At 58.4% G+C, this 23,116-nt stretch carries 20 protein-coding genes and 3 tRNA genes; 2 read left to right on the top strand and 21 right to left on the bottom strand.

Annotated features, from left to right (window positions below; translation table 11 throughout):
- Positions 1-322 precede the first annotated feature (322 nt).
- Entirely contained in the window at positions 323-1,171 is an 849-nt protein-coding gene (gene nadC / locus M0814_RS18045; protein ID WP_027610785.1) for a carboxylating nicotinate-nucleotide diphosphorylase, read from the top strand.
- 51 nt (positions 1,172-1,222) lie between these two features.
- On the opposite strand, the gene M0814_RS18050 is transcribed toward nadC, so the two are convergent.
- From M0814_RS18050 to rlmE, 17 genes are all read right to left on the bottom strand, one after another.
- Complete coding sequence (locus tag M0814_RS18050) at positions 1,223-1,522, bottom strand: DUF6388 family protein (protein WP_103486507.1); 300 nt, start codon at positions 1,520-1,522, stop codon at positions 1,223-1,225.
- Positions 1,523-1,747: 225 nt separating this feature from the next.
- Positions 1,748-1,823: transfer RNA gene (locus M0814_RS18055), tRNA-Thr, on the bottom strand.
- Positions 1,824-1,959: 136 nt separating this feature from the next.
- The gene (gene pnp / locus M0814_RS18060) at positions 1,960-4,065 is read right to left on the bottom strand and encodes a polyribonucleotide nucleotidyltransferase (RefSeq protein ID WP_003221554.1); all 2,106 of its coding nucleotides are present in this window, start codon (positions 4,063-4,065) and stop codon (positions 1,960-1,962) included.
- 193 nt (positions 4,066-4,258) lie between these two features.
- Positions 4,259-4,528, bottom strand: a complete 270-nt coding sequence (rpsO, locus tag M0814_RS18065) for a 30S ribosomal protein S15 (RefSeq protein ID WP_003221553.1) — start codon at positions 4,526-4,528, stop codon at positions 4,259-4,261.
- Between the two features lie 115 nt (positions 4,529-4,643).
- The gene (truB, locus tag M0814_RS18070) at positions 4,644-5,561 is read right to left on the bottom strand and encodes a tRNA pseudouridine(55) synthase TruB (RefSeq protein WP_024011571.1); all 918 of its coding nucleotides are present in this window, start codon (positions 5,559-5,561) and stop codon (positions 4,644-4,646) included.
- A gap of 4 nt (positions 5,562-5,565) precedes the next feature.
- The gene (gene rbfA / locus M0814_RS18075) at positions 5,566-5,964 is read right to left on the bottom strand and encodes a 30S ribosome-binding factor RbfA (protein WP_003221549.1); all 399 of its coding nucleotides are present in this window, start codon (positions 5,962-5,964) and stop codon (positions 5,566-5,568) included.
- Between the two features lie 160 nt (positions 5,965-6,124).
- On the bottom strand, positions 6,125-8,644 hold the full coding sequence (gene infB, locus M0814_RS18080) for a translation initiation factor IF-2 (RefSeq protein ID WP_003221547.1): 2,520 nt from the start codon (positions 8,642-8,644) through the stop codon (positions 6,125-6,127).
- A gap of 27 nt (positions 8,645-8,671) precedes the next feature.
- A complete protein-coding gene (gene nusA, locus M0814_RS18085) occupies positions 8,672-10,153 on the bottom strand; it encodes a transcription termination factor NusA (protein ID WP_003221546.1) in 1,482 nt (493 codons plus the stop codon).
- Positions 10,154-10,200: 47 nt separating this feature from the next.
- Positions 10,201-10,659, bottom strand: a complete 459-nt coding sequence (gene rimP, locus M0814_RS18090; protein WP_007973115.1) for a ribosome maturation factor RimP — start codon at positions 10,657-10,659, stop codon at positions 10,201-10,203.
- A 138-nt stretch (positions 10,660-10,797) separates the two neighbouring features.
- Positions 10,798-10,874: transfer RNA gene (locus M0814_RS18095), tRNA-Met, on the bottom strand.
- Positions 10,875-10,971: 97 nt separating this feature from the next.
- Positions 10,972-11,057, bottom strand: a tRNA-Leu gene (locus M0814_RS18100).
- A 22-nt stretch (positions 11,058-11,079) separates the two neighbouring features.
- Positions 11,080-11,466, bottom strand: a complete 387-nt coding sequence (gene secG, locus M0814_RS18105) for a preprotein translocase subunit SecG (protein ID WP_045122288.1) — start codon at positions 11,464-11,466, stop codon at positions 11,080-11,082.
- Positions 11,467-11,470: 4 nt separating this feature from the next.
- The gene (tpiA, locus tag M0814_RS18110) at positions 11,471-12,226 is read right to left on the bottom strand and encodes a triose-phosphate isomerase (RefSeq protein ID WP_003221542.1); all 756 of its coding nucleotides are present in this window, start codon (positions 12,224-12,226) and stop codon (positions 11,471-11,473) included.
- Positions 12,227-12,291: 65 nt separating this feature from the next.
- A complete protein-coding gene (gene glmM, locus M0814_RS18115) occupies positions 12,292-13,629 on the bottom strand; it encodes a phosphoglucosamine mutase (RefSeq protein WP_103484332.1) in 1,338 nt (445 codons plus the stop codon).
- Positions 13,630-13,645: 16 nt separating this feature from the next.
- Positions 13,646-14,497: a dihydropteroate synthase gene (gene folP, locus M0814_RS18120; protein ID WP_103484333.1), complete on the bottom strand. Its 852-nt coding sequence runs from the start codon at positions 14,495-14,497 to the stop codon at positions 13,646-13,648.
- A gap of 8 nt (positions 14,498-14,505) precedes the next feature.
- A complete protein-coding gene (ftsH, locus tag M0814_RS18125) occupies positions 14,506-16,413 on the bottom strand; it encodes an ATP-dependent zinc metalloprotease FtsH (RefSeq protein ID WP_027610779.1) in 1,908 nt (635 codons plus the stop codon).
- A gap of 202 nt (positions 16,414-16,615) precedes the next feature.
- Entirely contained in the window at positions 16,616-17,245 is a 630-nt protein-coding gene (rlmE, locus tag M0814_RS18130; protein WP_003221536.1) for a 23S rRNA (uridine(2552)-2'-O)-methyltransferase RlmE, read from the bottom strand.
- Positions 17,246-17,346: 101 nt separating this feature from the next.
- Between rlmE and M0814_RS18135 the strand changes: the two genes are divergently transcribed.
- The gene (locus tag M0814_RS18135; protein ID WP_003221534.1) at positions 17,347-17,655 is read left to right on the top strand and encodes a YhbY family RNA-binding protein; all 309 of its coding nucleotides are present in this window, start codon (positions 17,347-17,349) and stop codon (positions 17,653-17,655) included.
- 9 nt (positions 17,656-17,664) lie between these two features.
- Here M0814_RS18135 and M0814_RS18140 read toward each other — a convergent pair whose 3' ends face one another.
- The 4 genes from M0814_RS18140 to carA all read right to left on the bottom strand — a co-directional run bounded on the left by M0814_RS18140 (position 17,665) and on the right by carA (position 23,055).
- The gene (locus tag M0814_RS18140; RefSeq protein ID WP_103484334.1) at positions 17,665-18,069 is read right to left on the bottom strand and encodes an MFS transporter; all 405 of its coding nucleotides are present in this window, start codon (positions 18,067-18,069) and stop codon (positions 17,665-17,667) included.
- Positions 18,070-18,097: 28 nt separating this feature from the next.
- Positions 18,098-18,574 (bottom strand): transcription elongation factor GreA, encoded by a 477-nt coding sequence (greA, locus tag M0814_RS18145; RefSeq protein ID WP_003221530.1) that lies wholly within the window; start codon positions 18,572-18,574, stop codon positions 18,098-18,100.
- Positions 18,571-21,792 carry a carbamoyl-phosphate synthase large subunit gene (carB, locus tag M0814_RS18150; protein WP_007961429.1) on the bottom strand — a complete coding sequence of 1,074 codons (3,222 nt, stop codon included), beginning with the start codon at positions 21,790-21,792 and terminating at the stop codon, positions 18,571-18,573. The genes greA and carB overlap by 4 nt, the downstream gene beginning before the upstream one ends.
- Before the next feature lie 126 nt (positions 21,793-21,918).
- Positions 21,919-23,055 (bottom strand): glutamine-hydrolyzing carbamoyl-phosphate synthase small subunit, encoded by a 1,137-nt coding sequence (gene carA, locus M0814_RS18155; protein ID WP_103484335.1) that lies wholly within the window; start codon positions 23,053-23,055, stop codon positions 21,919-21,921.
- Positions 23,056-23,116 lie beyond the last annotated feature (61 nt).

Raw genomic sequence — 23,116 nt, forward strand, 5'->3', positions numbered from 1 at the left:
CCCTGTGGGAGCGGGCTTGCTCGCGAAAGCGGTGTATCGTTCGCCAAAACTGTCACTGACAAACCGCTTTCGCGAGCAAACACGCTCCCACATCAGCGTCAAAGCTATGACGTCAAATGCAAGGCGGATTATCTTGCAAAACTTGTCCTCGGCGCTATAGCCGTCAGGGTTTCCCCTATGCCTGCAACACCTTTCAGTGACCACGAAAATCGGGCTTTGCTCAAAGAAAATCGACCAGATGCAGTCAGGCACGCGAGTTCTCGCCTTGGGTTGGCTCTCGCCATGCCCCTATAATCGGCGCACTTAGTCTGTGGAGCCCGTTATGCCGAATCTACGTCTCGCCGATTTGACCGCCGAAATCGAAGCCAACGTGCGCCGTGCGTTGCTCGAAGATGTCGGCAGCGGCGACATCACCGCGCAACTGATCCCGGCCGAACGTCTGGCCAAAGCCACCATCATCACTCGCGACGAAGCAGTTATCTGCGGTACGGCGTGGGTCGACACGGTGTTTCGCCAGCTCGATCCGCGGGTCGCGGTGCACTGGCAGGTGCGGGACGGCGAACGGGTCAAACCCAATCAGCCGCTGTTTCATCTGGAAGGCCCGGCCCGTTCGTTGCTGACGGGTGAGCGCAGTGCGCTGAACTTCCTGCAACTGCTGTCCGGCGTGGCCACGCGTGCGCAGTACCTGGCGGACTTCGTGGCGCAGACCCAAGTCAAGCTGCTGGATACCCGCAAGACCCTGCCAGGCCTGCGTCTGGCGCAGAAATACGCCGTGACCTGCGGCGGTTGCCACAACCACCGCATCGGCCTCTACGACGCGTTCCTGATCAAGGAAAACCACATCGCCGCCAGCGGCGGCATCGCGCAGGCCATTGCCGCCGCGCACAAGATCGCGCCGGGCAAACCGGTTGAGGTCGAAGTGGAGAGCCTGGAGGAGCTGAAGGAAGCGCTGACAGCCGGCGCCGATATCATCATGCTCGATGAACTGAGCCTGGACGACATGCGCGAAGCCGTACGCCTGAACGGCGGCAAGGCCAAACTGGAAGCCAGCGGCGGCATCAACGAAAGCACGCTGCTGCCGATCGCCGAAACCGGCGTGGATTACATCTCGATCGGGGCGATGACCAAGGACGTGAAGGCAGTGGACCTGTCGATGCGTCTGAGCCTCTGAGGCCGTCGCGCAATAAAAAACGCCAGCCCGGTTGAGGCTGGCGTTTTTGTTTCAGACCACCAGATTGTTCATCTCGCAGTACTCGTCCCACTTGACGCCCAACACTTCGGCCGCCTCCTTGTGCAGCTCCAGACGCTTGGCCTCGAACTCTTCAGGGGTGCTGGTGTACTTGAGCGTCAACTCCCACGGCTGCAAACCCTGAGCTTCGGCTTCGTCTTCGAATGCCCACTGGATCTGGTCTTTCTGATCATCAGAACTCAGGTCCTTGATCTCTTCTTTCAGATCCGGCACGTCCAGAATGTATTTTTCCAGCGCTTGTTCGTGACGTTGCTCTTGAGTTAATTCGGTCATGGCGTTCTCGCTGATCGTAAGAATGGAGGATGGATCTGGATCATCAAGGATCTCTCTGACGCGGATTGTCCGGCCTTCGGAACCATTCGGGATCATCTGAAAACTGCTGGGCGATGCTCATGCAGGCATTGAATATAGGACGTTTGCATGACGAATTACACGGCTCTTTACATCTCTCCCACAAAAACTTTGACCTGGAAGACATAAACCGGGGGACTGAGGGGATGGTGCCCGAGACAGGAATCGAACCTGCGACCTTCGCGTTACGAGTGCGCTGCTCTACCGGCTGAGCTACACGGGCGGTGGGCTAAACCTAGCACCGGTCTCGGGTTGCGGCAAATTTGGCGTTGTCTCTGCTGATATCTTTTGTGGCAGACAAAAAATGCCCCGCCGTTTTCACGGCGGGGCATTTTTATTGCGCTAAGGCTGTGGGGTGATTAAACGCCCGAAGCCTTGGCTGCTGCCACGTCTTTGATGGACAGCTTGATACGGCCGCGGTTGTCCACGTCCAGTACCAGCACTTCCACTTCCTGGCCTTCTTTCAGGATGTCGGTGACTTTCTCTACGCGAGCGTCGCTCAGCATCGAGATGTGCACCAGACCGTCCTTGCCCGGCAGGATGTTGACGAATGCGCCGAAGTCGACGATGCGCTCAACCTTGCCGACGTAGATCTTGCCGATTTCAGCTTCTGCAGTGATGCTCAGAACGCGCTGACGAGCAGCTTCTGCGGCATCCTTGGTTTCGCCGAAGATCTTGATCGAACCGTCGTCTTCGATGTCGATCGAAGCCTTGGTTTCTTCGCAGATCGCACGGATGGTCGCGCCACCTTTACCGATAACGTCACGGATCTTGTCGGTGTCGATCTTCATCGCGATCATGGTCGGAGCGTTGGCCGACAGTTCGGTACGCGACTGGCCAATGATCTGGTTCATCTGGCCGAGGATGTTCAGGCGCGCTTCCAGGGCTTGGCCCAGAGCGATTTCCATGATCTCTTCGGTGATGCCCTTGATCTTGATGTCCATCTGCAGCGCAGTAACGCCTTTGGCGGTACCGGCTACTTTGAAGTCCATGTCGCCCAAGTGGTCTTCGTCACCCAGGATGTCGGTCAGGACGGCGAACTTCTCGCCTTCTTTAACCAGACCCATGGCGATACCGGCAACCGGCGCCTTCATTGGAACACCAGCGTCCATCAGGGCCAGGGAGGCGCCGCAAACGGAAGCCATCGAGCTCGAACCGTTGGATTCGGTGATTTCCGAAACCACACGGATGGTGTACGGGAACACGTCAGCGGCTGGCAGCATGGCCGAAACCGAACGACGGGCCAGACGGCCGTGACCGATTTCACGACGACCAGCACCACCCATGCGACCACACTCGCCCACCGAGAACGGCGGGAAGTTGTAGTGCAGCATGAACGGGTCTTTTTTCTCGCCTTCCAGGGTGTCCAGCAGCTGTGCGTCACGGGCAGTACCCAGCGTCGCGACTACCAGAGCCTGGGTTTCGCCACGGGTGAACAGCGCCGAACCGTGAGTCTTCGGCAGAACGCCGACTTCGATGTTCAGCGGACGTACGGTGCGGGTGTCGCGACCGTCGATACGTGGCTTGCCGTTAACGATGTTTTCGCGAACGGTGCGGTATTCGATTTCGCCGAAAGCCGCTTTGACGTCAGCAGCCGAAGGCTGGCCTTCTTCGCCGGACAGCTTGGCAACGACCTGGTCTTTCAGCTCGCCCAGACGTGCGTAGCGGTCAGCCTTGACGGTGATGGTGTAAGCCTGGGAGATCGCTTCGCCGAACTCGGCACGGATCGCGCCCAGCAGTTCGGTGGCTTCTGGCGCCGGAGCCCAGGTCCAGGTTGGCTTGGCAGCTTCAGCGGCCAGTTCTTTGACGGCGTTGATCACCACCTGGAACTCGTCGTGAGCGAACAGTACCGCGCCCAGCATCTGGTCTTCGGTCAGCTCTTTGGCTTCCGATTCAACCATCAGCACGGCGTCCGCAGTACCGGCAACGACCATGTCCAGGCTCGAAGCAGCTTGCTGCTCGTAGGTCGGGTTCAGCAGGTAGCCGGTGCTTTCGTGGAACGCTACGCGAGCGGCGCCGATCGGGCCGTCGAACGGAATGCCCGAGATGGCCAGGGCAGCCGAGGTACCGATCATCGCAGCGATGTCCGGATCGGTCTTCTTGCTGGTGGAAACGACGGTGCAGACAACCTGCACTTCGTTCATGAAGCCTTCTGGGAACAGCGGACGGATCGGACGGTCGATCAGTCGGGAAGTCAGGGTTTCTTTCTCGGAAGGACGGCCTTCGCGCTTGAAGAAACCGCCAGGGATCTTACCGGCAGCGTAAGTTTTTTCCTGGTAGTGAACGGACAGAGGGAAGAAGCCCTTGCCTGGATCGGCTTGCTTGGCACCGACGACGGTCACCAATACGCTGACGTCGTCGTCAACGGTGACCAATACTGCGCCGGAGGCCTGACGGGCGATACGGCCAGTCTCGAGGGTAACGGTCGACTGACCGAACTGGAATTTTTTGATTACCGGGTTCACGGTGTCCTACCTTCTTTGTGGCTCTTGGGGGAACTGGTTTCTTGCGAAATTCTTGGGCAATGTCGGGAATCGGCCCGCTGACTGTCCGGGTAAAACGGTAGTGCAGATAAAACTTGAGGCTGGGAGCCTGCCAGCCACCAGCGGAAAACCGCTGATGCCTGACAGACAACCAACCTCATAGCGCAATCGCTGATTAGCGACGCAGACCCAGGCGGCCGATCAGAGCGCTGTAACGGCTCAGATCTTTGCCTTTCAGGTAGTCCAGCAGCTTGCGACGCTGGTTTACCATGCGGATCAGACCACGACGGGAGTGGTGGTCTTTACCGTTGGCCTTGAAGTGACCTTGCAGTTTGTTGATGTTGGCGGTCAGCAGTGCAACTTGCACTTCTGGCGAACCAGTATCACCAACAGCTTGCTGGTAGTCGGCAACGATTTGAGCTTTTTCTTGAACGTCGAGAGCCATGAGGCAATCCTTTTATCAGGAAACTGTTTCAAAAACAGTTTCAACAGGCCAGGGACAAATCCCTGTATCTATAAATGAGTAGTGACCGTGCCTGTTAACAGCCACACTCGTTCGGTCATTCTGACCGAATCAGTCGACGTGGCGCGATGCGCCCGTCTTCGCTCACTTCACCGATACCGATGAAGCGACCATTGTGATCCTGTACCCGTACCATGCCGAACTTCGGAGCATCCGGGGCGCGTACCGGCTGGCCGTTGAGCCAGTAGAACGCACTCGCTTCGGAGAAGTGCAGCAGCGGCCAATCCTGCAGGCCGCTGTCCGATGGCATCAGGAAACGGTCGACCGCTTCGTTGCCGCCTTCGGCATGTACCGCTTCCAGCTCTTCGAGGGTCACGGTCTGCGCCAGGGTGAAAGGCCCGGCCTGGGTACGACGCAGTTCAGCGACGTACGCACCACAACCGAGTTGCTCACCGATATCCTCCACCAGGGTGCGGATATAGGTGCCCTTGCTGCAATCCACCGCAAGACGCGCAGTATCGCCTTCGAAGGCCAGCAATTCCAAGCGCGCAATAGTAACAGAACGCGGTTCGCGCTCCACTACTTCGCCTGCACGGGCCAGCTTGTACAGCGGCTGACCGTCACGCTTGAGTGCCGAGTACATCGGCGGTATCTGACTGATTTGCCCGCGAAATTTCGGCAGAACCGCTTCGACATCGGCGCGACCAACGGTCACCGGACGCTCCTGCAAAACCTCACCCTCGGCGTCCGCCGTGGTGGTGGTCTTGCCCAGTTGCGCCAGGGTCTCGTAACCCTTGTCGGAATCGAGCAGGTATTGCGAAAACTTCGTTGCCTCGCCAAAGCACAGCGGCAAGACACCGGTGGCCAGCGGGTCGAGACTGCCGGTGTGACCGGCCTTCTCGGCGTTGAGCAACCAGCGAACCTTCTGCAACGCGGCGTTGGAGGTGAACCCCAGCGGCTTGTCGAGCAGGATGATACCGCTGACGTTACGACGGATACGTTTGACCTGAGCCACCGAATTACTCCTTGGTGTCTTCAGGTGCAGCGGCCAGGTGCTGATTGTCCTCAGCCACGGCGCGCTCGATCAGGGCCGACAGGTGCGCGCCACGCACGACGCTTTCGTCGTAGTGGAAGTGCAATTGCGGCACGCTGCGCAGCTTCATTTCACGGGCCAGCTGCATGCGCAGGAAACCTGCAGCAGCGTTGAGCACCTTGATGCTTTGCGCGATGTCTTCGGCGTTGTCCTGCCCCATGACGGTGATGAAGATCTTCGCGTGACCGACGTCACGGCTGACTTCCACAGCGGTAATGGTGACCAGGCCGACGCGCGGGTCTTTGACTTCACGACGGATCAGTTGGGCCAGCTCACGCTGCATCTGATCGCCGATACGTTGGGTACGGCTGTATTCTTTTGCCATGATTTTGTTACCTGTTACTGCCCCGCGGTGAAACCCGCAAGGTCTGAAAGCGGCAAACGCCCGGCCTGACAAAAGCCAGACCGGGCGTTGCGTTTAGAGTCCTGACGCCGTGGCGCGCATCTGCATGCGGCAGCTCGGCGTGGCCCTTGAAGTGCGCGAGTCAGAGGCTGCGAGCAACCTGAACCTTCTCGAAGACTTCGATCTTGTCACCGACTTTGACGTCGTTGTAGCTCTTCACGCCGATACCGCATTCCATGCCGGCACGTACCTCGGAAGCGTCATCCTTGAAGCGGCGCAGGGATTCCAGCTCGCCTTCGAAGATAACGATGTCTTCACGCAGTACACGGATCGGACGGTTACGGTGCACAACACCTTCGATCACCATGCAACCGGCGATCGCGCCAAACTTCGGCGAACGGAACACGTCGCGCACTTCGGCCACGCCCAGGATGTTCTCGCGAACATCGCTGCCGAGCATGCCGGTCAGGGCCTTCTTGACGTCTTCGATGATGTCGTAGATCACGTTGTAGTAACGCATGTCCAGACCTTCCTGCTCGACGATCTTCCGTGCGCCAGCATCAGCACGCACGTTGAAGCCGAACAGTACAGCGTTGGAAGCCAGTGCCAGGTTGGCGTCGGATTCGGTGATACCACCGACACCGCCACCGACTACGCGCACTTGCACTTCGTCGTTGCCCAGGCCGTTCAGAGCGCCCTGCAAAGCTTCCAGCGAACCACGGACGTCGGATTTGAGGACGATGTTGAGCGTCTTCTTCTCTTCCTGACCCATGTTTTCGAAGATGTTTTCCAGCTTGCCGGCGTGAGCGCGAGCCAGTTTGACTTCGCGGAACTTGCCTTGACGGAACAGAGCCACTTCACGGGCTTTCTTCTCGTCGGCAACAACGCTCATCTCGTCGCCAGCGTCTGGTGTACCGTCAAGACCCAGGATCTCGACCGGAATGGCCGGACCTGCTTCCTTGATCGGCTTGCCGTTCTCGTCGAGCATGGCGCGCACGCGGCCATAGTTCGAGCCGACCAGCACCATGTCGCCTTGACGCAGCGTACCGTCCTGAACCAGCACGGTGGCCACCGGGCCACGGCCCTTGTCCAGACGCGATTCAACGACAACACCACGGCCAGGAGCCGATGGAGTGGCGGTCAGTTCGAGAACTTCGGCCTGCAGCAGAACGGCTTCGAGCAGTTCGTCAACGCCGGTACCCATTTTCGCCGAAACCGGTACGAATGGAGTGTCGCCGCCCCACTCTTCGGAAGTCACGCCGTGAACCGACAGTTCGCTGCGGATGCGATCGAGGTCGGCACCCGGCTTGTCGATCTTGTTCACCGCAACCACCAGAGGAACGCCAGCCGCCTGAGCGTGCTGAACAGCCTCGATGGTTTGCGGCATCACGCCGTCGTCCGCCGCCACCACCAGGATCACGATGTCGGTCGCCTTGGCACCACGGGCACGCATTGCGGTAAACGCAGCGTGACCCGGGGTGTCGAGGAACGTCACCATGCCACGGTCGGTTTCAACGTGGTATGCACCGATGTGCTGGGTAATGCCGCCGGCTTCGCCCGCTGCAACCTTGGCACGACGGATGTAGTCGAGCAGGGAAGTCTTACCGTGGTCAACGTGGCCCATTACGGTCACGACCGGTGCACGGGAAACTGCCTCACCTTCAAACTTCAGGGACTCGGCCAGGGAATCTTCCAGGGCGGTGTCGCTGACCAGGGTCACTTTGTGGCCCAGCTCTTCAGCAACCAGTTGAGCAGTTTCCTGATCGAGTACCTGGTTGATGGTCGCTGGAGTGCCCAGTTTGAACATGAACTTGATGATTTCAGCAGCCTTGACCGACATCTGCTGGGCGAGATCGCCAACAGTGATGGTCTCGCCGATCTTCACTTCACGCACGACAGGACCGGTAGGGTTCTGGAAACCGTGAGCGTTGCGTTTCTTCAGCTTGGCCTTGCCGCGACCACCACGACGGAAGCCATCGCTTTCTTCGTCGGTAGTGCGTGGCGCCACACGTGGAGCCGGCGCTTTTTCTTTGACCGATGCGCGATGCGGAGCGTTTTTGCGCTCGCCATCGCCACCACCGCCGCGACGATTGTTATCGTCGGCACGTGGCTTGTCCGGACGACGCTGTTCGTCACGCTTGCGAGTGTCGGCAGCTGGCGCAGCAGCAACCGGCGCGGCTTCGCGCACGGGTTCGGCTACTGGCGCAGGTGCAGCAACAGCTTCGGCAGACGCGGACGGCGCAGCAGCAGGCTGGCGACGCGCTTCTTCTTCAGCGCGCTGCTTGGCTTCTTCTTCAGCCTTCTGACGGGCAGCATTTTCTACTGCGCGACGCTCATCCAGTTCACGCTTGCGCTCGGCTTCGATTTCTTCCGGGCTACGCTGTACGAAAACTTTCTTCTTGCGAACTTCTACGCTGATGCTCTTGCTACCAGCCACACGCAGGGTGCTGGTGGTTTTACGCTGCAGCGTGATCTTGCGTGGTTCTTCCACTTTCGCCTTGTGACTGCTCTTCAAGTGAGTCAGCAGGGATTGCTTCTCACTGTCAGTCACATGTTCTTCGGCGGCGGTGTGCGGCAGACCTGCCTCACGCATCTGCTGCAACAGGCGCTCTACCGGTGTTTTGACCTCATCGGCCAGTTGTTTCACCGTGACTTGCGTCATGCACTTCTCTCCTCAGGCCGCGCCTAATTACTCGAACCAGTGGGCTCGGGCGGCCATGATCAACTTGCCGGCACGATCATCGTCAATGCCGTCGATGTCGAGCAGGTCGTCAATAGACTGCTCGGCCAGGTCTTCGCGGGTAATTACGCCGCGCACCGCCAGTTCCATCGCCAAATCCTTGTCCATACCCTCAAGCGAGAGCAGGTCTTCGGCCGGATGGGCGTCTGCCAGCTTTTCCTCAGTAGCGATGGCTTTGGTCAACAAACGATCCTTGGCACGAGCGCGAAGCTCGTTGACGATATCTTCGTCAAAGCCGTCGATGTTGAGCATTTCTTCCAACGGTACGTAGGCAATCTCTTCCAGGCTGGTGAAGCCTTCATCTACCAGCACCTGAGCCAGTTCTTCGTCGACTTCCAGCTCGTCGATGAAGTTGCGCAGGATGTCGCCGGTTTCTGCTTGCTGCTTAGCCTGGATGTCCGATTCGGTCATCACGTTCAGGGTCCAGCCAGTCAACTGGCTCGCCAGACGCACGTTCTGACCACCCCGACCGATGGCCTGAGCCAGATTGTCTGCGCCAACGGCGATGTCCATGGCATGGGCATCTTCGTCAACGATAATGGCCGCCACTTCTGCCGGCGACATGGCATTGATCACGAACTGCGCCGGGTTATCGTCCCACAGGACGATATCGACACGCTCGCCACCCAACTCGCCCGACACGGCCTGGACGCGCGAACCGCGCATACCAATGCACGCGCCCTGCGGGTCGATGCGTTTGTCCTTGGAACGGACAGCGATCTTGGCACGCGAACCCGGATCACGGGACGCTGCCATTACTTCGATCAGGCCTTCAGCGATTTCCGGCACTTCGATGCGGAACAACTCGATCAGCATTTCCGGCGCGGTGCGCGACAGGATCAGCTGCGGGCCGCGGTTCTCGGTGCGGATTTCCTTGAGCAGTGCACGCAGACGCACACCGACACGGAAGGTTTCGCGAGAAATGATGTCTTCACGGGCCAGCAACGCTTCGGCGTTGTTGCCCAGATCGACGATCACGTTGTCGCGGGTGACTTTCTTCACGGTGCCGGAGATGATTTCTCCCAGGCGCTCGCGATAGGCGTCGACCACTTGAGCGCGCTCGGCTTCACGCACTTTCTGCACAATGACCTGCTTGGCAGTCTGTGCAGCAATGCGGCCGAACTCGATGGATTCGATCTTTTCTTCGACGACGTCGCCGACCTTGGCGCCCGGATGCGTTTCGGCAACCTTGCTTGGCCAGGTTTCGATCGCAGGATCGTCGAGATCATTCTCTTCGACGACTGTCCAGCGACGGAAAGTCTCATAGGAACCGGTGTGGCGATTGATCTCCACACGCAGGTCAACTTCGTCTTCAAAACGCTTTTTGGTAGCAGTGGCCAGAGCCAGCTCCAGCGCTTCAAAAATCACGCTTGCCGGTACGCCCTTTTCATTGGATACCGACTCAACAACCAGCAGTACTTCTTTGCTCATCGTACGCCTCGCCTTTCGCAAGCCATTGGATCCGCGGGATCCGCGTCTCAGTCAAAACTGGGAATAATGTTGGCCTTGTCGATCATATCGATCGGCAACAGGAACTCATGGTCTTCTACCTGCACCACGACGTCCTGTTCTTCTACACCGCGCAGAAGGCCCTGAAAGTTGCGTCGACCTTCGAAAGGCGAGCGCAGCTTGATCTTCACTTGTTCACCGGCAAATTTTGCAAACTGCTCAAGAGTGAACAGTGGGCGTTCCATGCCAGGCGAGGAAACTTCGAGGGTGTATTCAACGGAGATCGGATCTTCAACATCCAGGACACCGCTGATCTGACGGCTGACAATGGCGCAATCGTCCACCAGCACGCCACCCTCTTTATCGATATAAACACGCAACATCGAGTGACGACCTTGAGCCGAAAACTCGATACCCCAGCATTCATAGCCTAGGGCCACGACCACCGGGGCCAACAAGGCCTGCAACTCTTCTAGCTTGCTCGACACCTGAACCCCCTCGTGCATGTAAATGCATGCGCTGCAAAATAAAAAAATGGGCGAAACGCCCATCCTTGAAACGCCGTCGAACAGCGGCGCAGAAAGTGTCCAGCTAACAAAAAGCCCCTGAAAAGGGGCTCCTTAAACTGGTTGCGGGGGCCGGATTTGAACCGACGACCTTCGGGTTATGAGCCCGACGAGCTACCAGACTGCTCCACCCCGCGACAAAGCTGGGGCGGAAGTATACGACCGATCCCTTATAGGGTCAATGTAACCTTCCACCTGCAAGAAAGCCCGCAACAGCGGGCTCTCCTGACTAATTGGTACCGAGAAGGGGACTCGAACCCCTACACCCTATGGGCACAACCACCTCAAGGTTGCGTGTCTACCAATTCCACCACCTCGGCAAAACTACGTTTGAAACCCTTCTTACTTCTGCTCTTGAGCTGGAGGTACGTCAGTCGCTGGAGTAGCCGACTTTTGCTCTTGAAGCACCGGGACATCATCAGAAGCCGGTTTTTGTTGCTTAGGTACTTCCAACACTGCTGGATCTGGCAAACCTGCTTGAGTCAGCTGATGAGCTTTCTCTTTAGCAAAGTAACCTAACCCCAAGCTGGTTATGAAGAAACCGGCGGCAAGTATAGCAGTAAACTTACTAAGAAAGGTAGAGGAACCTTGGCTTCCGAACACAGTATTTGAAGCACCTGCTCCGAAAGACGCGCCAGCGTCCGCACCCTTACCCTGCTGCAGCAAAACCAGAGCAACTACGCCCAATGCACCCAGCAGATGAAAAACGACTACGACTGTTTCCAGCATTTTTTCAGTTTCCCGCGGCGCGACAAATCGCACCGAACTCATCTGCATTCAGGGAAGCTCCACCAATGAGCCCCCCATCGATATCCGGCATGCCGAACAGTTCGACCGCATTGGCCGCCTTCACGCTGCCGCCGTATAGAAGCCGCACACCTCGTGCGACTTCAGAATTCTCTGCCGCCAACTGCTCGCGAATGGCTTTGTGCACATCCTGAGCCTGTTGCGGCGTTGCAGTCAGTCCGGTACCAATGGCCCAGACAGGCTCGTAAGCAATAACTGCATTGGCAAAGGCACCAACACCCAGCTCCTCGATGATGCTGCCCAGCTGACGCCCGACAACCTCAAGAGTTTTTCCGGCTTCGCGCTGCTCGAGGGTTTCCCCTACACACAACACCGGAATCAAGCCACATGCCTGTGCCGCTGCGAACTTGCGATTCAGCATCCCGTCTCGCTCGCCCATTATCTGGCGGCGTTCGGAGTGCCCGACAAGCACCAGGGAACAACCTGCATCCACCAACTGACTCGGTGCAATTTCACCGGTCAATGCACCTTGCATGGATTCCACCGCAGAATTCTGCGCACCGACCGAAATCGATTTGCCTTTCAAACCATCAATCACTTGATTGATATGCAAGCAAGGCGGGAATACCGCGACATCAACACCGCTTGGCAAGGCCAGATGACGAAGGCCGTTGATCAGCTCAGCGACGCTGGCGCGGGTACCGTGCATCTTCCAGTTACCAGCTACCATAGGGCGACGCATGCTGTACCTCGTCGGTCAAAGTGGGCGCAGATGTTACCCAACACAATCATGGCTGGCAAGCCGAATCAGGCAGAAACTTCACTTACCAGTTTTGCCAGTTCTTCGGCATAGCTGCGAACCTGAGTTTCATCCTCGCCTTCGACCATCACACGCACCAGCGGCTCTGTGCCGGACTTGCGCAGAAGCACACGACCTCGACCCGCCATCGCCTGGGTTACCCGCGCACTGGCTTCCTTGACAGCCGGATGCTCAAGCGGGCTTTCGCCACCACCGAAACGCACATTGATCAGCACCTGAGGGCACTTGCGCAAGACCTGACGCGTTTGCGCAAGACCTTCATTGCGGGCTTTCAATGCCATCAACACCTGCAACGCCGCAATGATCGCATCACCTGTTGTGGTGTGATTGAAGCAGACGATGTGGCCCGAATTCTCACCACCTACCAGCCAGTTGCGCTCCAGCAGCTCGGCGATCACATAGCGATCACCGACATTCGCTCGAATGAACGGAATCGAGAGATCCGCCAACGCGAGCTCAAGACCCAGGTTGCTCATCAGAGTACCGACCACGCCACCCTGCAACTTGCCACGCTCGTGCAGATCGCGCGCAATGATGAACAGCAGCTCGTCACCATCGACGATGGCGCCAGTGTGATCGACCATCAACACCCGATCACCGTCGCCATCGAAGGCGATACCCAGATCAGCGTGCTCAGCCAATACAGCAGCCTGCAACGACCCCATATGGGTCGAACCGCAATTTTCATTGATGTTCAGACCATTGGGCTGAGCCGAAAGCACGACCACTTCAGCACCCAACTCACGGAATACACTTGGAGCAACCTTGTAGGTCGCACCATGTGCGCAGTCGATCACGATCTTCAAACCGGAAAAACTGGTACCGCTCGGCACGCTGCTTTTGCAGAATTCGATGTAGCGACCCGAAGCATCGTTGATCCGCGACACCTTGCCAATCTTGCTCGACTCGACCACGGTCATCGGGGTGTCGAGCAGTTCTTCGATCATAAGCTCCAGTTCATCAGGCAGCTTCGTGCCCTTGCCGGAGAAGAACTTGATTCCATTATCATCATGCGGATTGTGCGAAGCACTGATCACGATGCCTGCTTCGGCCTGGAACGTGCGCGACAGATAGGCAATCGCCGGCGTCGGCATCGGGCCGAGCAGCATTACATCGGCACCCGCCGACGTCAGGCCTGCTTCAAGCGCCGACTCGAACATGTAGCCGGAGATTCGCGTGTCCTTGCCGACCAGAACCTTGCAGGCGCCCATCTTGCGAAAGGCCATGCCAGCCGCCCAGCCGAGCTTGAGCATGAAGTCCGGAGTGATCGGGTATTCACCGACACGACCACGAATACCGTCAGTACCAAAGTATTTCTTGCTCATAAGTGCTCCATCATTCTTATTCGGCTGATTCCACGGCCGCGAGCATTCGCACCACGTCTACCGTTTCCGCCACATCATGGACGCGCAATATACGCGCTCCTTTCACTGACGCCAGTGCCGCGAGTGCCAGACCACCATGCAGACGCTCGCCCACCTGACGATTCAGCGCCTGACCAATCATGCTTTTGCGTGAGACACCGACCAATAGCGGACGCCCCAGCGCATGCAGGGCTTCCATATGCTTGAACAAGCTTAGATTGTGCTGCAGGGTTTTGGCGAAACCGAAACCGGGATCAAGAATGATCCGCTCGGCAGGAATACCCGCCGCCGCACATTGAGCCATGCGCTCGGCCAGAAACTCACCCACTTCCCGGGTAACGTCCTGATAGTGTGGATTGTCCTGCATGTCACCTGGCTCACCGAGCATGTGCATCAGACATACCGGCAACCCGGTCGCCGCAGCGGCATCCAGCGCACCATCACGGCGCAGCGAGCGCACGTCATTGATCAACCCGGCACCGAGCCGCGCAGTTTCGCGCATCACTGCAGGTGTCGAAGTATCAACCGAGATCACCACATCCAGCTCGCGATTGATCAGCTCCACAATCGGAGCTACGCGCTCCAGCTCTTCCAGCGGCGAAACCGCTCGAGCGCCGGGCCGGGTCGATTCACCGCCGACATCAATCAGCGTCGCGCCAGCAGCCACCATGGCTTCGGCGTGACGCAAGGCCACGTCGAGCTGACTGTAGCGGCCGCCATCGGAAAAGGAATCGGGAGTGACATTGAGAATGCCCATGACATGCGTCCGGGCCAAATCAAGAACCCGGTTGCCGCAAGGCAACCGGGTCAGGGACTGTGCAGAAGTCATTTCAAACCTTAAACGTCAGCAGCCGGACCGCCGATCGGTGTTTCCGGACGCTCATCCTGGATCACTGGAGGCGGAGGCGTACCGGTGCCACCTGTCCAGTCACGCGGTTCGCGGGGCGTACGACCCGCCATGATGTCGTCGATCTGCTCGGCATCGATGGTTTCGTACTTCATCAGCGCATCGGCCATGGCATCCAGCTTGTCACGGTTGTCCGTGAGGATCTGCTTGGCCGTGCCGTAGCACTGATCGATGATGCTACGCACTTCGGAGTCGATCAGCTTGGCGGTCTCACCGGAGAAACTGGCATTCTGACCGCCACCACCGCGACCGAGGAACACTTCACCCTCTTCTTCGGCGTACATCAGCGGACCGAGTTTTTCCGACAGGCCCCATTTGGTCACCATGTTCCGCGCAATCTGACTGGCACGCATGATGTCGTTGGAGGCGCCGGTGGTCACACCGTCGAAACCAAGAGTCATTTCTTCGGCGATACGGCCGCCGTACAGCGAGCAGATCTGACTGATCAGCGCACGCTTGGACAGACTGTAGCGATCTTCTTCCGGCAGGAACATGGTCACACCCAGCGCACGACCACGCGGAATGATCGAGACCTTGTAGACCGGATCATGCTCAGGCACGACGCGACCAACAATGGCGTGGCCGGCTTCGTGGTAAGCGGTGTTCTGTTTTTCTTTCTCGGACATGACCATCGATTTGCGCTCGGCGCCCATCATGATCTTGTCTTTGGCCAGTTCGAACTCTTTCATTTCAACGATGCGCTTGCCGCTGCGTGCAGCGAACAGCGAAGCCTCGTTGACCAGGTTGGCCAGGTCCGCACCGGAGAAGCCCGGGGTACCGCGTGCGATAACGGCCGGAGCAACGTCGTCGCCCATTGGCACTTTGCGCATGTGAACCTTGAGGATCTGCTCGCGACCACGGATATCCGGCAAACCTACAACCACCTGACGGTCGAAACGGCCCGGACGCAGCAGCGCAGGGTCGAGTACGTCAGGACGGTTGGTCGCCGCAATCACGATGATGCCGTCATTCATTTCGAAGCCATCCATCTCCACCAGTAACTGGTTGAGAGTCTGCTCGCGCTCGTCGTGACCACCGCCCATGCCGGCGCCACGGTGGCGACCGACGGCGTCGATTTCGTCGATGAAGATGATGCACGGTGCGTGCTTCTTGGCCTGCTCGAACATGTCACGAACGCGGCTTGCGCCGACACCCACGAACATCTCAACGAAGTCGGAACCGGAAATAGTGAAGAACGGTACCTTCGCTTCGCCAGCAATCGCCTTGGCCAGCAAGGTTTTACCGGTACCCGGAGGACCGACCATCAGCACACCGCGAGGAATACGACCGCCCAGACGCTGGAACTTGCCCGGATCACGCAGGAACTCAACCAGCTCGCCGACTTCTTCCTTGGCTTCGTCGCAACCCGCAACGTCAGCCAGGGTGGTTTTCACCTGATCTTCGGAGAGCAGGCGCGCCTTGCTCTTGCCGAAGCTCATCGGTCCACCCTTGCCCCCGGCGCCACCCTGCATCTGGCGCATGAAGAACATGAACACCGCAATGATCACCAGGATCGGGAAGCTGGCCACCAGGAGTTGAGTCCAGATGCTTTGCTGTTCAGGCTGCTTGCCTTCAACCACAACGTGATTGTCGACCAGGTCGCCAATCAGGCCATTGTCCTGGATCGCCGGACGAATGGTCTTGAAGCTGTCACCATCGTTGCGTTTGCCGGTAATCACATAGCCGTCGACGGCTACGCGCTCGACCTTGCCATCCTTGACCTGCTGGATGAAGTCGGAATAGTTGAGGGTCTGCGGCTCGTTAGGGCTGGAGAAGTTGTTCATCACCGTCACGAGGACTGCCGCGATGATCAACCACAGGATCAGATTCTTTGCCATATCGTTCAATTAACTACCCTCTGAAGCAAGCTCCGCTACTGGCGCGCGCTTCGCATGATATTCACCGGCCTAACTTACTACATTACCTACAACTCTGGCAGGCGCCGTCTGTAACCCTTTGTGAAACACTTTCTACACAATATTCGCTTATGCACGCGGGGCAAAATACGAAAAACCTATCACCCCGGCCAAAAAACTCGTTTTACTCGTTGCCGCCGCGGTAGCCCCAAGCCAGCATATATTGCTCGCGGGAGCTGCCACGGGACGAATCCGGCTTGATCATCTGGATCTTGTCGAATTTCTTGCGAGCATCCTTCAGGTAAACATCGAAACCTTCGCCCTGAAAAATCTTGATCACGAAATTACCGCCCGGCTTGAGTATCCGCTCCGCCAGATCAAGCGCCAGCTCACAAAGGAACATGGCTTTCGGCATGTCTACTTCAGGCGTACCACTCATATTGGGGGCCATATCGGAAATCACAAGGTCCACCTGCGAATTACCCACAGCTTCAAGGATCCGCGCGAGCACTTCGTCCTCGGTGAAGTCACCCTGGATGAAAGTCACGTCCGGGATGCTGTCCATTTCCAGGATGTCCGACGCAATCAGACGGCCCTGACCGCCGATCAACCGGCTGGTGACCTGCGACCAGCCGCCGGGCGCCGCGCCCAGGTCGACAACGCTCATGCCGGAACGGATCAGCTTGTATTTCTCCTGGATCTCCAGAAGCTTGTAACTCGCACGCGAGCGGTAGCCATCCTTCTGCGCCTGCTTCACATAAGGATCGTTGACATGTCGTTTCAGCCAACCAAGGCTTGTCTTGGAACGCGCCATTGGGCACCTCGATAATAAGGGTCGTGATTAATTGGGCGGATCCACGAACCCTCGGGTAAAATGGCCGCCATTTTACAGAATCCAGACGAAAGGGTCAGATTATGCCGCTCACTCCAGAGCAGAAGAAACAGTACAAATCCATTGGCCACCATCTGAAACCAGTTTTGACTGTGGCTGACAACGGTTTGACTGAAGGTGTGTTAGCCGAACTCGAACGCGCATTGGCGGATCATGAGCTGATCAAGATCAAGCTCAACATCCTCGACCGCGAGTCGCGCCTGGCGCACATTGCAGAACTGTGCAAGGTCGGCAAAGCGGACCTGGTTCAGGTCATCGGCAAGATGGCACTGGTTTATCGCAAGAACTTCAGCGTCAACAAGCAGCTGTCGAACGTTCATCGCTTCAAGTGATGACAAGGGTCAAGGGTGTGCTTCGCGCACCCTCCCACTCCATCCCGGAACCGGTTGTAACACCAGCACCAGACCGGAAAAGCCCAACACCAGAAAACTGAACTCCTGCCAGCGATGCGCTTGCGGCCAGCCGACACGCACGGCGACAAACATCGCACACGCATACAACGCCATCAGCAACACCTGCCCACGAAAGTCCCGCCATAGACTGGCAAGGCCCTCGGCCTGTACCAGCACCAAAGCCTGAAAGATCACGCATGCGGCGGCAAAACTCACCACCGGCACTTCGAACGCATCGGCAATCTCATCGATCAGCAATGGTGCCAGGCCAATCTTGCCCAACACCGCTCGCAAACCGAGATGAATCAGCCAGAAGCCGCCGACCCACAACATCTGGGTCAGTTGCCAAAGCATGGCGCCCGCACGTAGCGGGCGCCTGCCTTCAGATGTGACGGACTTCGACAATCTCGTACTCGATAACGCCGCTTGGCGTTTTCACTGCGACCACATCGCCCTCTTCCTTGCCGATCAAGGCGCGGGCCAGAGGCGAGCCAACCGAAATCTTGCCGAGTTTGAAGTCAGCCTCATCCTCACCGACGATGTGGTAAGTGACGCTCTCATCCGTCTCGACGTTGGCGATCTCGACGGTAGTACCGAAGATCACTTTGCCGGTGTGCGGAATGGTCGTCACATCAATGATGACCTGATTCTGTATCCGGCCTTCGATGTCACGGATCCGCGCCTCGACCATGCCTTGCTGTTCGCGGGCGGCATGGTATTCAGCGTTTTCCTTCAGGTCACCCAACTCGCGAGCCGTACCGATGTCCTGGCTGAGTTTCGGACGAACGACCTTGGTCAGATGAGCGTGTTCTTCTTCCAGGGCTTTAGCGCCCTGGACGGTCATTGGGTATTTGATCATGCCTTCAATCCTGCGTGTAAATCCTGCAAGCGGCGCACGGTCTTCTCGGGACCGAACTTCAGCGCTTCACAGATAGCCTCGCCCGCAGCAATGGTGGTGGTGCAGTAGATTTTGTGCTGCAGGGCATTACGACGAATGGAGTAGGAATCAGCGATCGACTGACGGCCTTCGGTGGTGTTGATGATCAGGGTGACTTCGTCATTCTTGATCATGTCGACCACGTGCGGACGACCCTCGGTCACCTTGTTCACACGGCGCACTTTCAGGCCTGCGGCTTCGATCAGCTTGGCAGTACCGGCAGTGGCGACCACTTCGAAGCCCAAGTTGATCAGATCACGGGCCACGCCTGCAACCAGCGGCTTGTCATCGTCACGCACGCTGATGAACGCGGTACCGCCGGTCGGCAGCACTTCGCTCGCGCCCATCTGGGCCTTGGCGAATGCTTCACCGAAGGTGTCGCCGACGCCCATCACTTCACCGGTGGACTTCATCTCCGGGCCGAGGATCGGGTCAACGCCAGGGAATTTGGCGAACGGGAACACCGCCTCTTTCACGCTGTAGAAGTTCGGGATGATTTCCTTGGTGAAGCCGATTTCCTTCAGGGTCTTACCGGCCATGACGCGAGCAGCGATCATTGCCAGGGAGACACCGATGCACTTGGACACGAACGGCACGGTACGCGAAGCGCGCGGGTTGACTTCGATGACGTAGATGTCTTCGCCCTGCAGCGCCAGTTGCACGTTCATCAGGCCGACAACGCCCAGTTCCAGGGCCATTTTCTTGACCTGTTCACGCATCTCGTCCTGGATGTGCGCCGGCAGCGAGTACGGCGGCAGCGAGCACGCGGAGTCACCGGAGTGAACGCCCGCCTGTTCGATGTGCTGCATGATCGCGCCGATCACCACGTCTTTGCCGTCGCAGACCGCATCCACGTCCATCTCGATGGCGCAGTTGAGGAAGTGGTCGAGCAGCACCGGGCTGTCGTTGGAGACTTGCACCGCATCACGCAGGTAGCGCTTGAGTTCGTCTTCCTTGTAAACGATTTCCATCGCGCGGCCGCCCAGTACGTAGGACGGGCGCACCACCAGCGGATAACCGATTTTCGCGGCAGCACGAACAGCTTCGTCTTCGCTGCGCACGGTGGCGTTTGGCGGCTGACGCAGGTTCAGGCGCTCGACCATTTGCTGGAAGCGCTCACGGTCTTCGGCACGGTCGATGGCATCAGGGCTGGTGCCGATGATCGGCACGCCAGCGGCTTCCAGAGCGCGCGCCAGTTTCAGCGGCGTCTGGCCACCGTACTGGACGATCACACCTTTCGGCTTCTCGACGCGGCAGATTTCCAGCACGTCTTCCAGGGTTACCGGCTCGAAGTACAGACGGTCGGAAGTGTCGTAGTCGGTGGAAACGGTTTCCGGGTTGCAGTTGACCATGATGGTTTCGTAGCCGTCTTCGCGCAGTGCGAGGGCCGCGTGTACGCAGCAGTAGTCGAACTCGATGCCCTGGCCGATACGGTTCGGACCGCCACCCAGAATCATGATCTTGTCACGACCGGACGGCGCGGCTTCGCACTCTTCCTCGTAAGTCGAGTAGAGGTAAGCGGTGTCGGTGGCGAACTCGGCGGCGCAGGTGTCAACGCGCTTGTAGACCGGGAACACTTCCAGTTTTTGACGGTGAGTACGCAGATTCTTCTCGGTCACACCCAGCAGTTTTGCCAGACGCTGATCGGAGAAGCCTTTGCGCTTGAGTTTGAACATCAGGTCGCGGTCGATGGCGGACAGACCCAGGGTCTTGACCTTCTCTTCGTCCTTGATCAGATCTTCGATCTGCACCAGGAACCACGGGTCGATCATGTTCATGCCGAAGATGTCTTCGACGGTCATGCCGGCGCGGAAGGCGTCCGCCACGTACCAGATACGCTCGGCGCCCGGCACGGTCAGCTCGCGCTTGAGGATGCTCATGCTTTCCGGGTTGCTCAGGTCGAGCTTCTCGTCCAGACCGCAAACACCGACTTCCAGACCGCGCAAGGCTTTCTGCAGGGATTCCTGGAAGGTGCGACCGATGGCCATGACTTCACCGACCGACTTCATTTGAGTGGTCAGGCGTGCGTCAGCGTTGGCGAATTTCTCGAAAGCGAAACGTGGCAGCTTGGTCACGACGTAGTCGATCGACGGCTCGAAGGACGCCGGAGTCTTGCCGCCGGTGATGTCGTTCGACAGTTCGTCGAGGGTGTAGCCCACCGCCAGTTTGGCCGCGACTTTGGCGATCGGGAAACCGGTGGCTTTCGAAGCCAGTGCCGAGGAACGCGATACACGCGGGTTCATCTCGATCACGACCATGCGGCCGGTGTCCGGGCAGATGCCGAACTGCACGTTGGAACCGCCGGTCTCGACGCCGATCTCACGCAGTACCGCCAGCGAGGCATTACGCAGGATCTGGTATTCCTTGTCGGTCAGGGTCTGTGCCGGAGCCACGGTGATCGAGTCACCGGTGTGCACGCCCATCGGGTCGAAGTTTTCGATCGAGCAGACGATGATGCAGTTGTCCTTTTTGTCGCGGACAACTTCCATTTCGTATTCTTTCCAGCCGATCAGCGATTCGTCGATCAGCAGCTCTTTGGTCGGCGACAGGTCCAGACCGCGGGCGCAGATTTCTTCGAATTCTTCACGGTTGTACGCGATGCCGCCACCGGTGCCGCCCATGGTGAAGGACGGACGGATGATGCACGGGAAACCCAGACGCTCGAGGACGGCGTTGGCTTCTTCCATGCTGTGAGCGATACCGGAACGCGGGCATTCCAGGCCGATCGACTTCATGGCCTTGTCGAAACGCGAACGGTCTTCAGCCTTGTCGATGGTGTCGGCGTTGGCGCCGATCATTTCCACGCCGAACTTTTCCAGGACGCCTTCGCGCTCCAGGTCCAGGGCGCAGTTCAGTGCAGTCTGGCCGCCCATGGTTGGCAGCACCGCATCCGGACGCTCTTTTTCGATGATCTTGGCCACGGTCTGCCACTTGATCGGCTCGATGTACGTGGCGTCAGCCATGTCCGGGTCGGTCATGATGGTGGCCGGGTTGGAGTTCACCAGGATGACGCGGTAACCCTCCTCGCGCAGGGCTTTGCAGGCCTGGGCGCCGGAGTAGTCGAATTCGCAGGCCTGGCCGATAACGATCGGGCCAGCGCCGAGAATCAGGATGCTTTTAATGTCTGTACGTTTTGGCATGGGTTTGTCACTCAAATCCGCAGGTCAGTCGGCAAGCCGTCTTGATCGATTTCTGAAGCCCTGAGGGGCGCCACCGGTGTCGGGGCCGCCCTCGAGGGCTTCTCGCTACAGTCTCAAGGCGAACGCTTAGCGTCGCTTGGCCATCTCGTTGATGAAGCGGTCGAACAGGGGCGCCACATCGTTCGGGCCCGGGCTCGCTTCAGGGTGGCCCTGGAAGCTGAACGCGCTCTTGTCGGTGCGTTCGATGCCTTGCAGGGTGCCGTCGAACAGCGATTTGTGGATCGCACGCACGTTGGCCGGCAGGGTCGCTTCGTCAACCGCGAAACCGTGGTTCTGGCTGGTGATCATCACAACGCCAGTGTCCAGATCCTGCACCGGGTGGTTGGCACCGTGGTGGCCATGGCCCATTTTCAGGGTCTTGGCGCCGGAGGCCAGAGCCAGCAACTGGTGACCGAGGCAGATACCGAAGACCGGAATTTCGGTTTCCAGCACTTCCTTGATCGCCTTGATCGCGTAGTCGCAAGGCTCCGGGTCACCAGGGCCGTTGGACAGGAACACGCCGTCCGGCTTGAGTGCCAGCACGTCGGCAGCCGGGGTTTGCGCCGGCACCACGGTCACGCGGCAGCCGCGCTCGACCAGCATGCGCAGGATGTTCAGTTTGACGCCGTAGTCGTAGGCAACCACGCGGTATGGCAGCTCGGAGGCTTCGATGGTCGCGTGGCTGTCGGTCTTCAAGTCCCAGACAGTGGAGCGCCATTCGTACTTTTCCTTGGTGCTGACGACTTTCGCCAGATCCATGCCCTTCAGGCCCGGGAAGCCTTGCGCGGCGGCAATTGCAGCTTCTTCGGAGATGTTGTCGCCGGCCATGATGCAGCCGTTCTGTGCGCCTTTTTCACGCAGGATGCGGGTCAGGCGACGAGTATCGATACCAGCGATTGCCACAACATTGTTGGCTTTCAGGTAGTCGGACAGTGACATCGTGTTACGCCAGTTGCTCGCTACCAGCGGCAGGTCACGGATCACCAGGCCAGCGGACCATACGCGGTCAGACTCGGCGTCTTCCGGCGTGGTGCCGGTGTTGCCGATGTGCGGGTAAGTCAGGGTAACGATCTGCTGGGCGTAGGAAGGATCGGTAAGGATTTCCTGATAGCCGGTCATTGCGGTGTTGAACACCACCTCACCAACGGTTTGACCGTCGGCTCCAATGGCTTCGCCGCGAAAAATGCTGCCATCAGCAAGGGCGAGTATGGCTGGCTTAGTCAAGAAGACCTCCCGTAAATAACGCATGAAAGGGCAATCGCAGGTTGTAAAAAAGCGGAGTGAC

The organism is Pseudomonas sp. MWU12-2020, from assembly GCF_023100605.1.
Taxonomy (GTDB): Bacteria; Pseudomonadota; Gammaproteobacteria; order Pseudomonadales; family Pseudomonadaceae; genus Aquipseudomonas; species Aquipseudomonas fluorescens_H.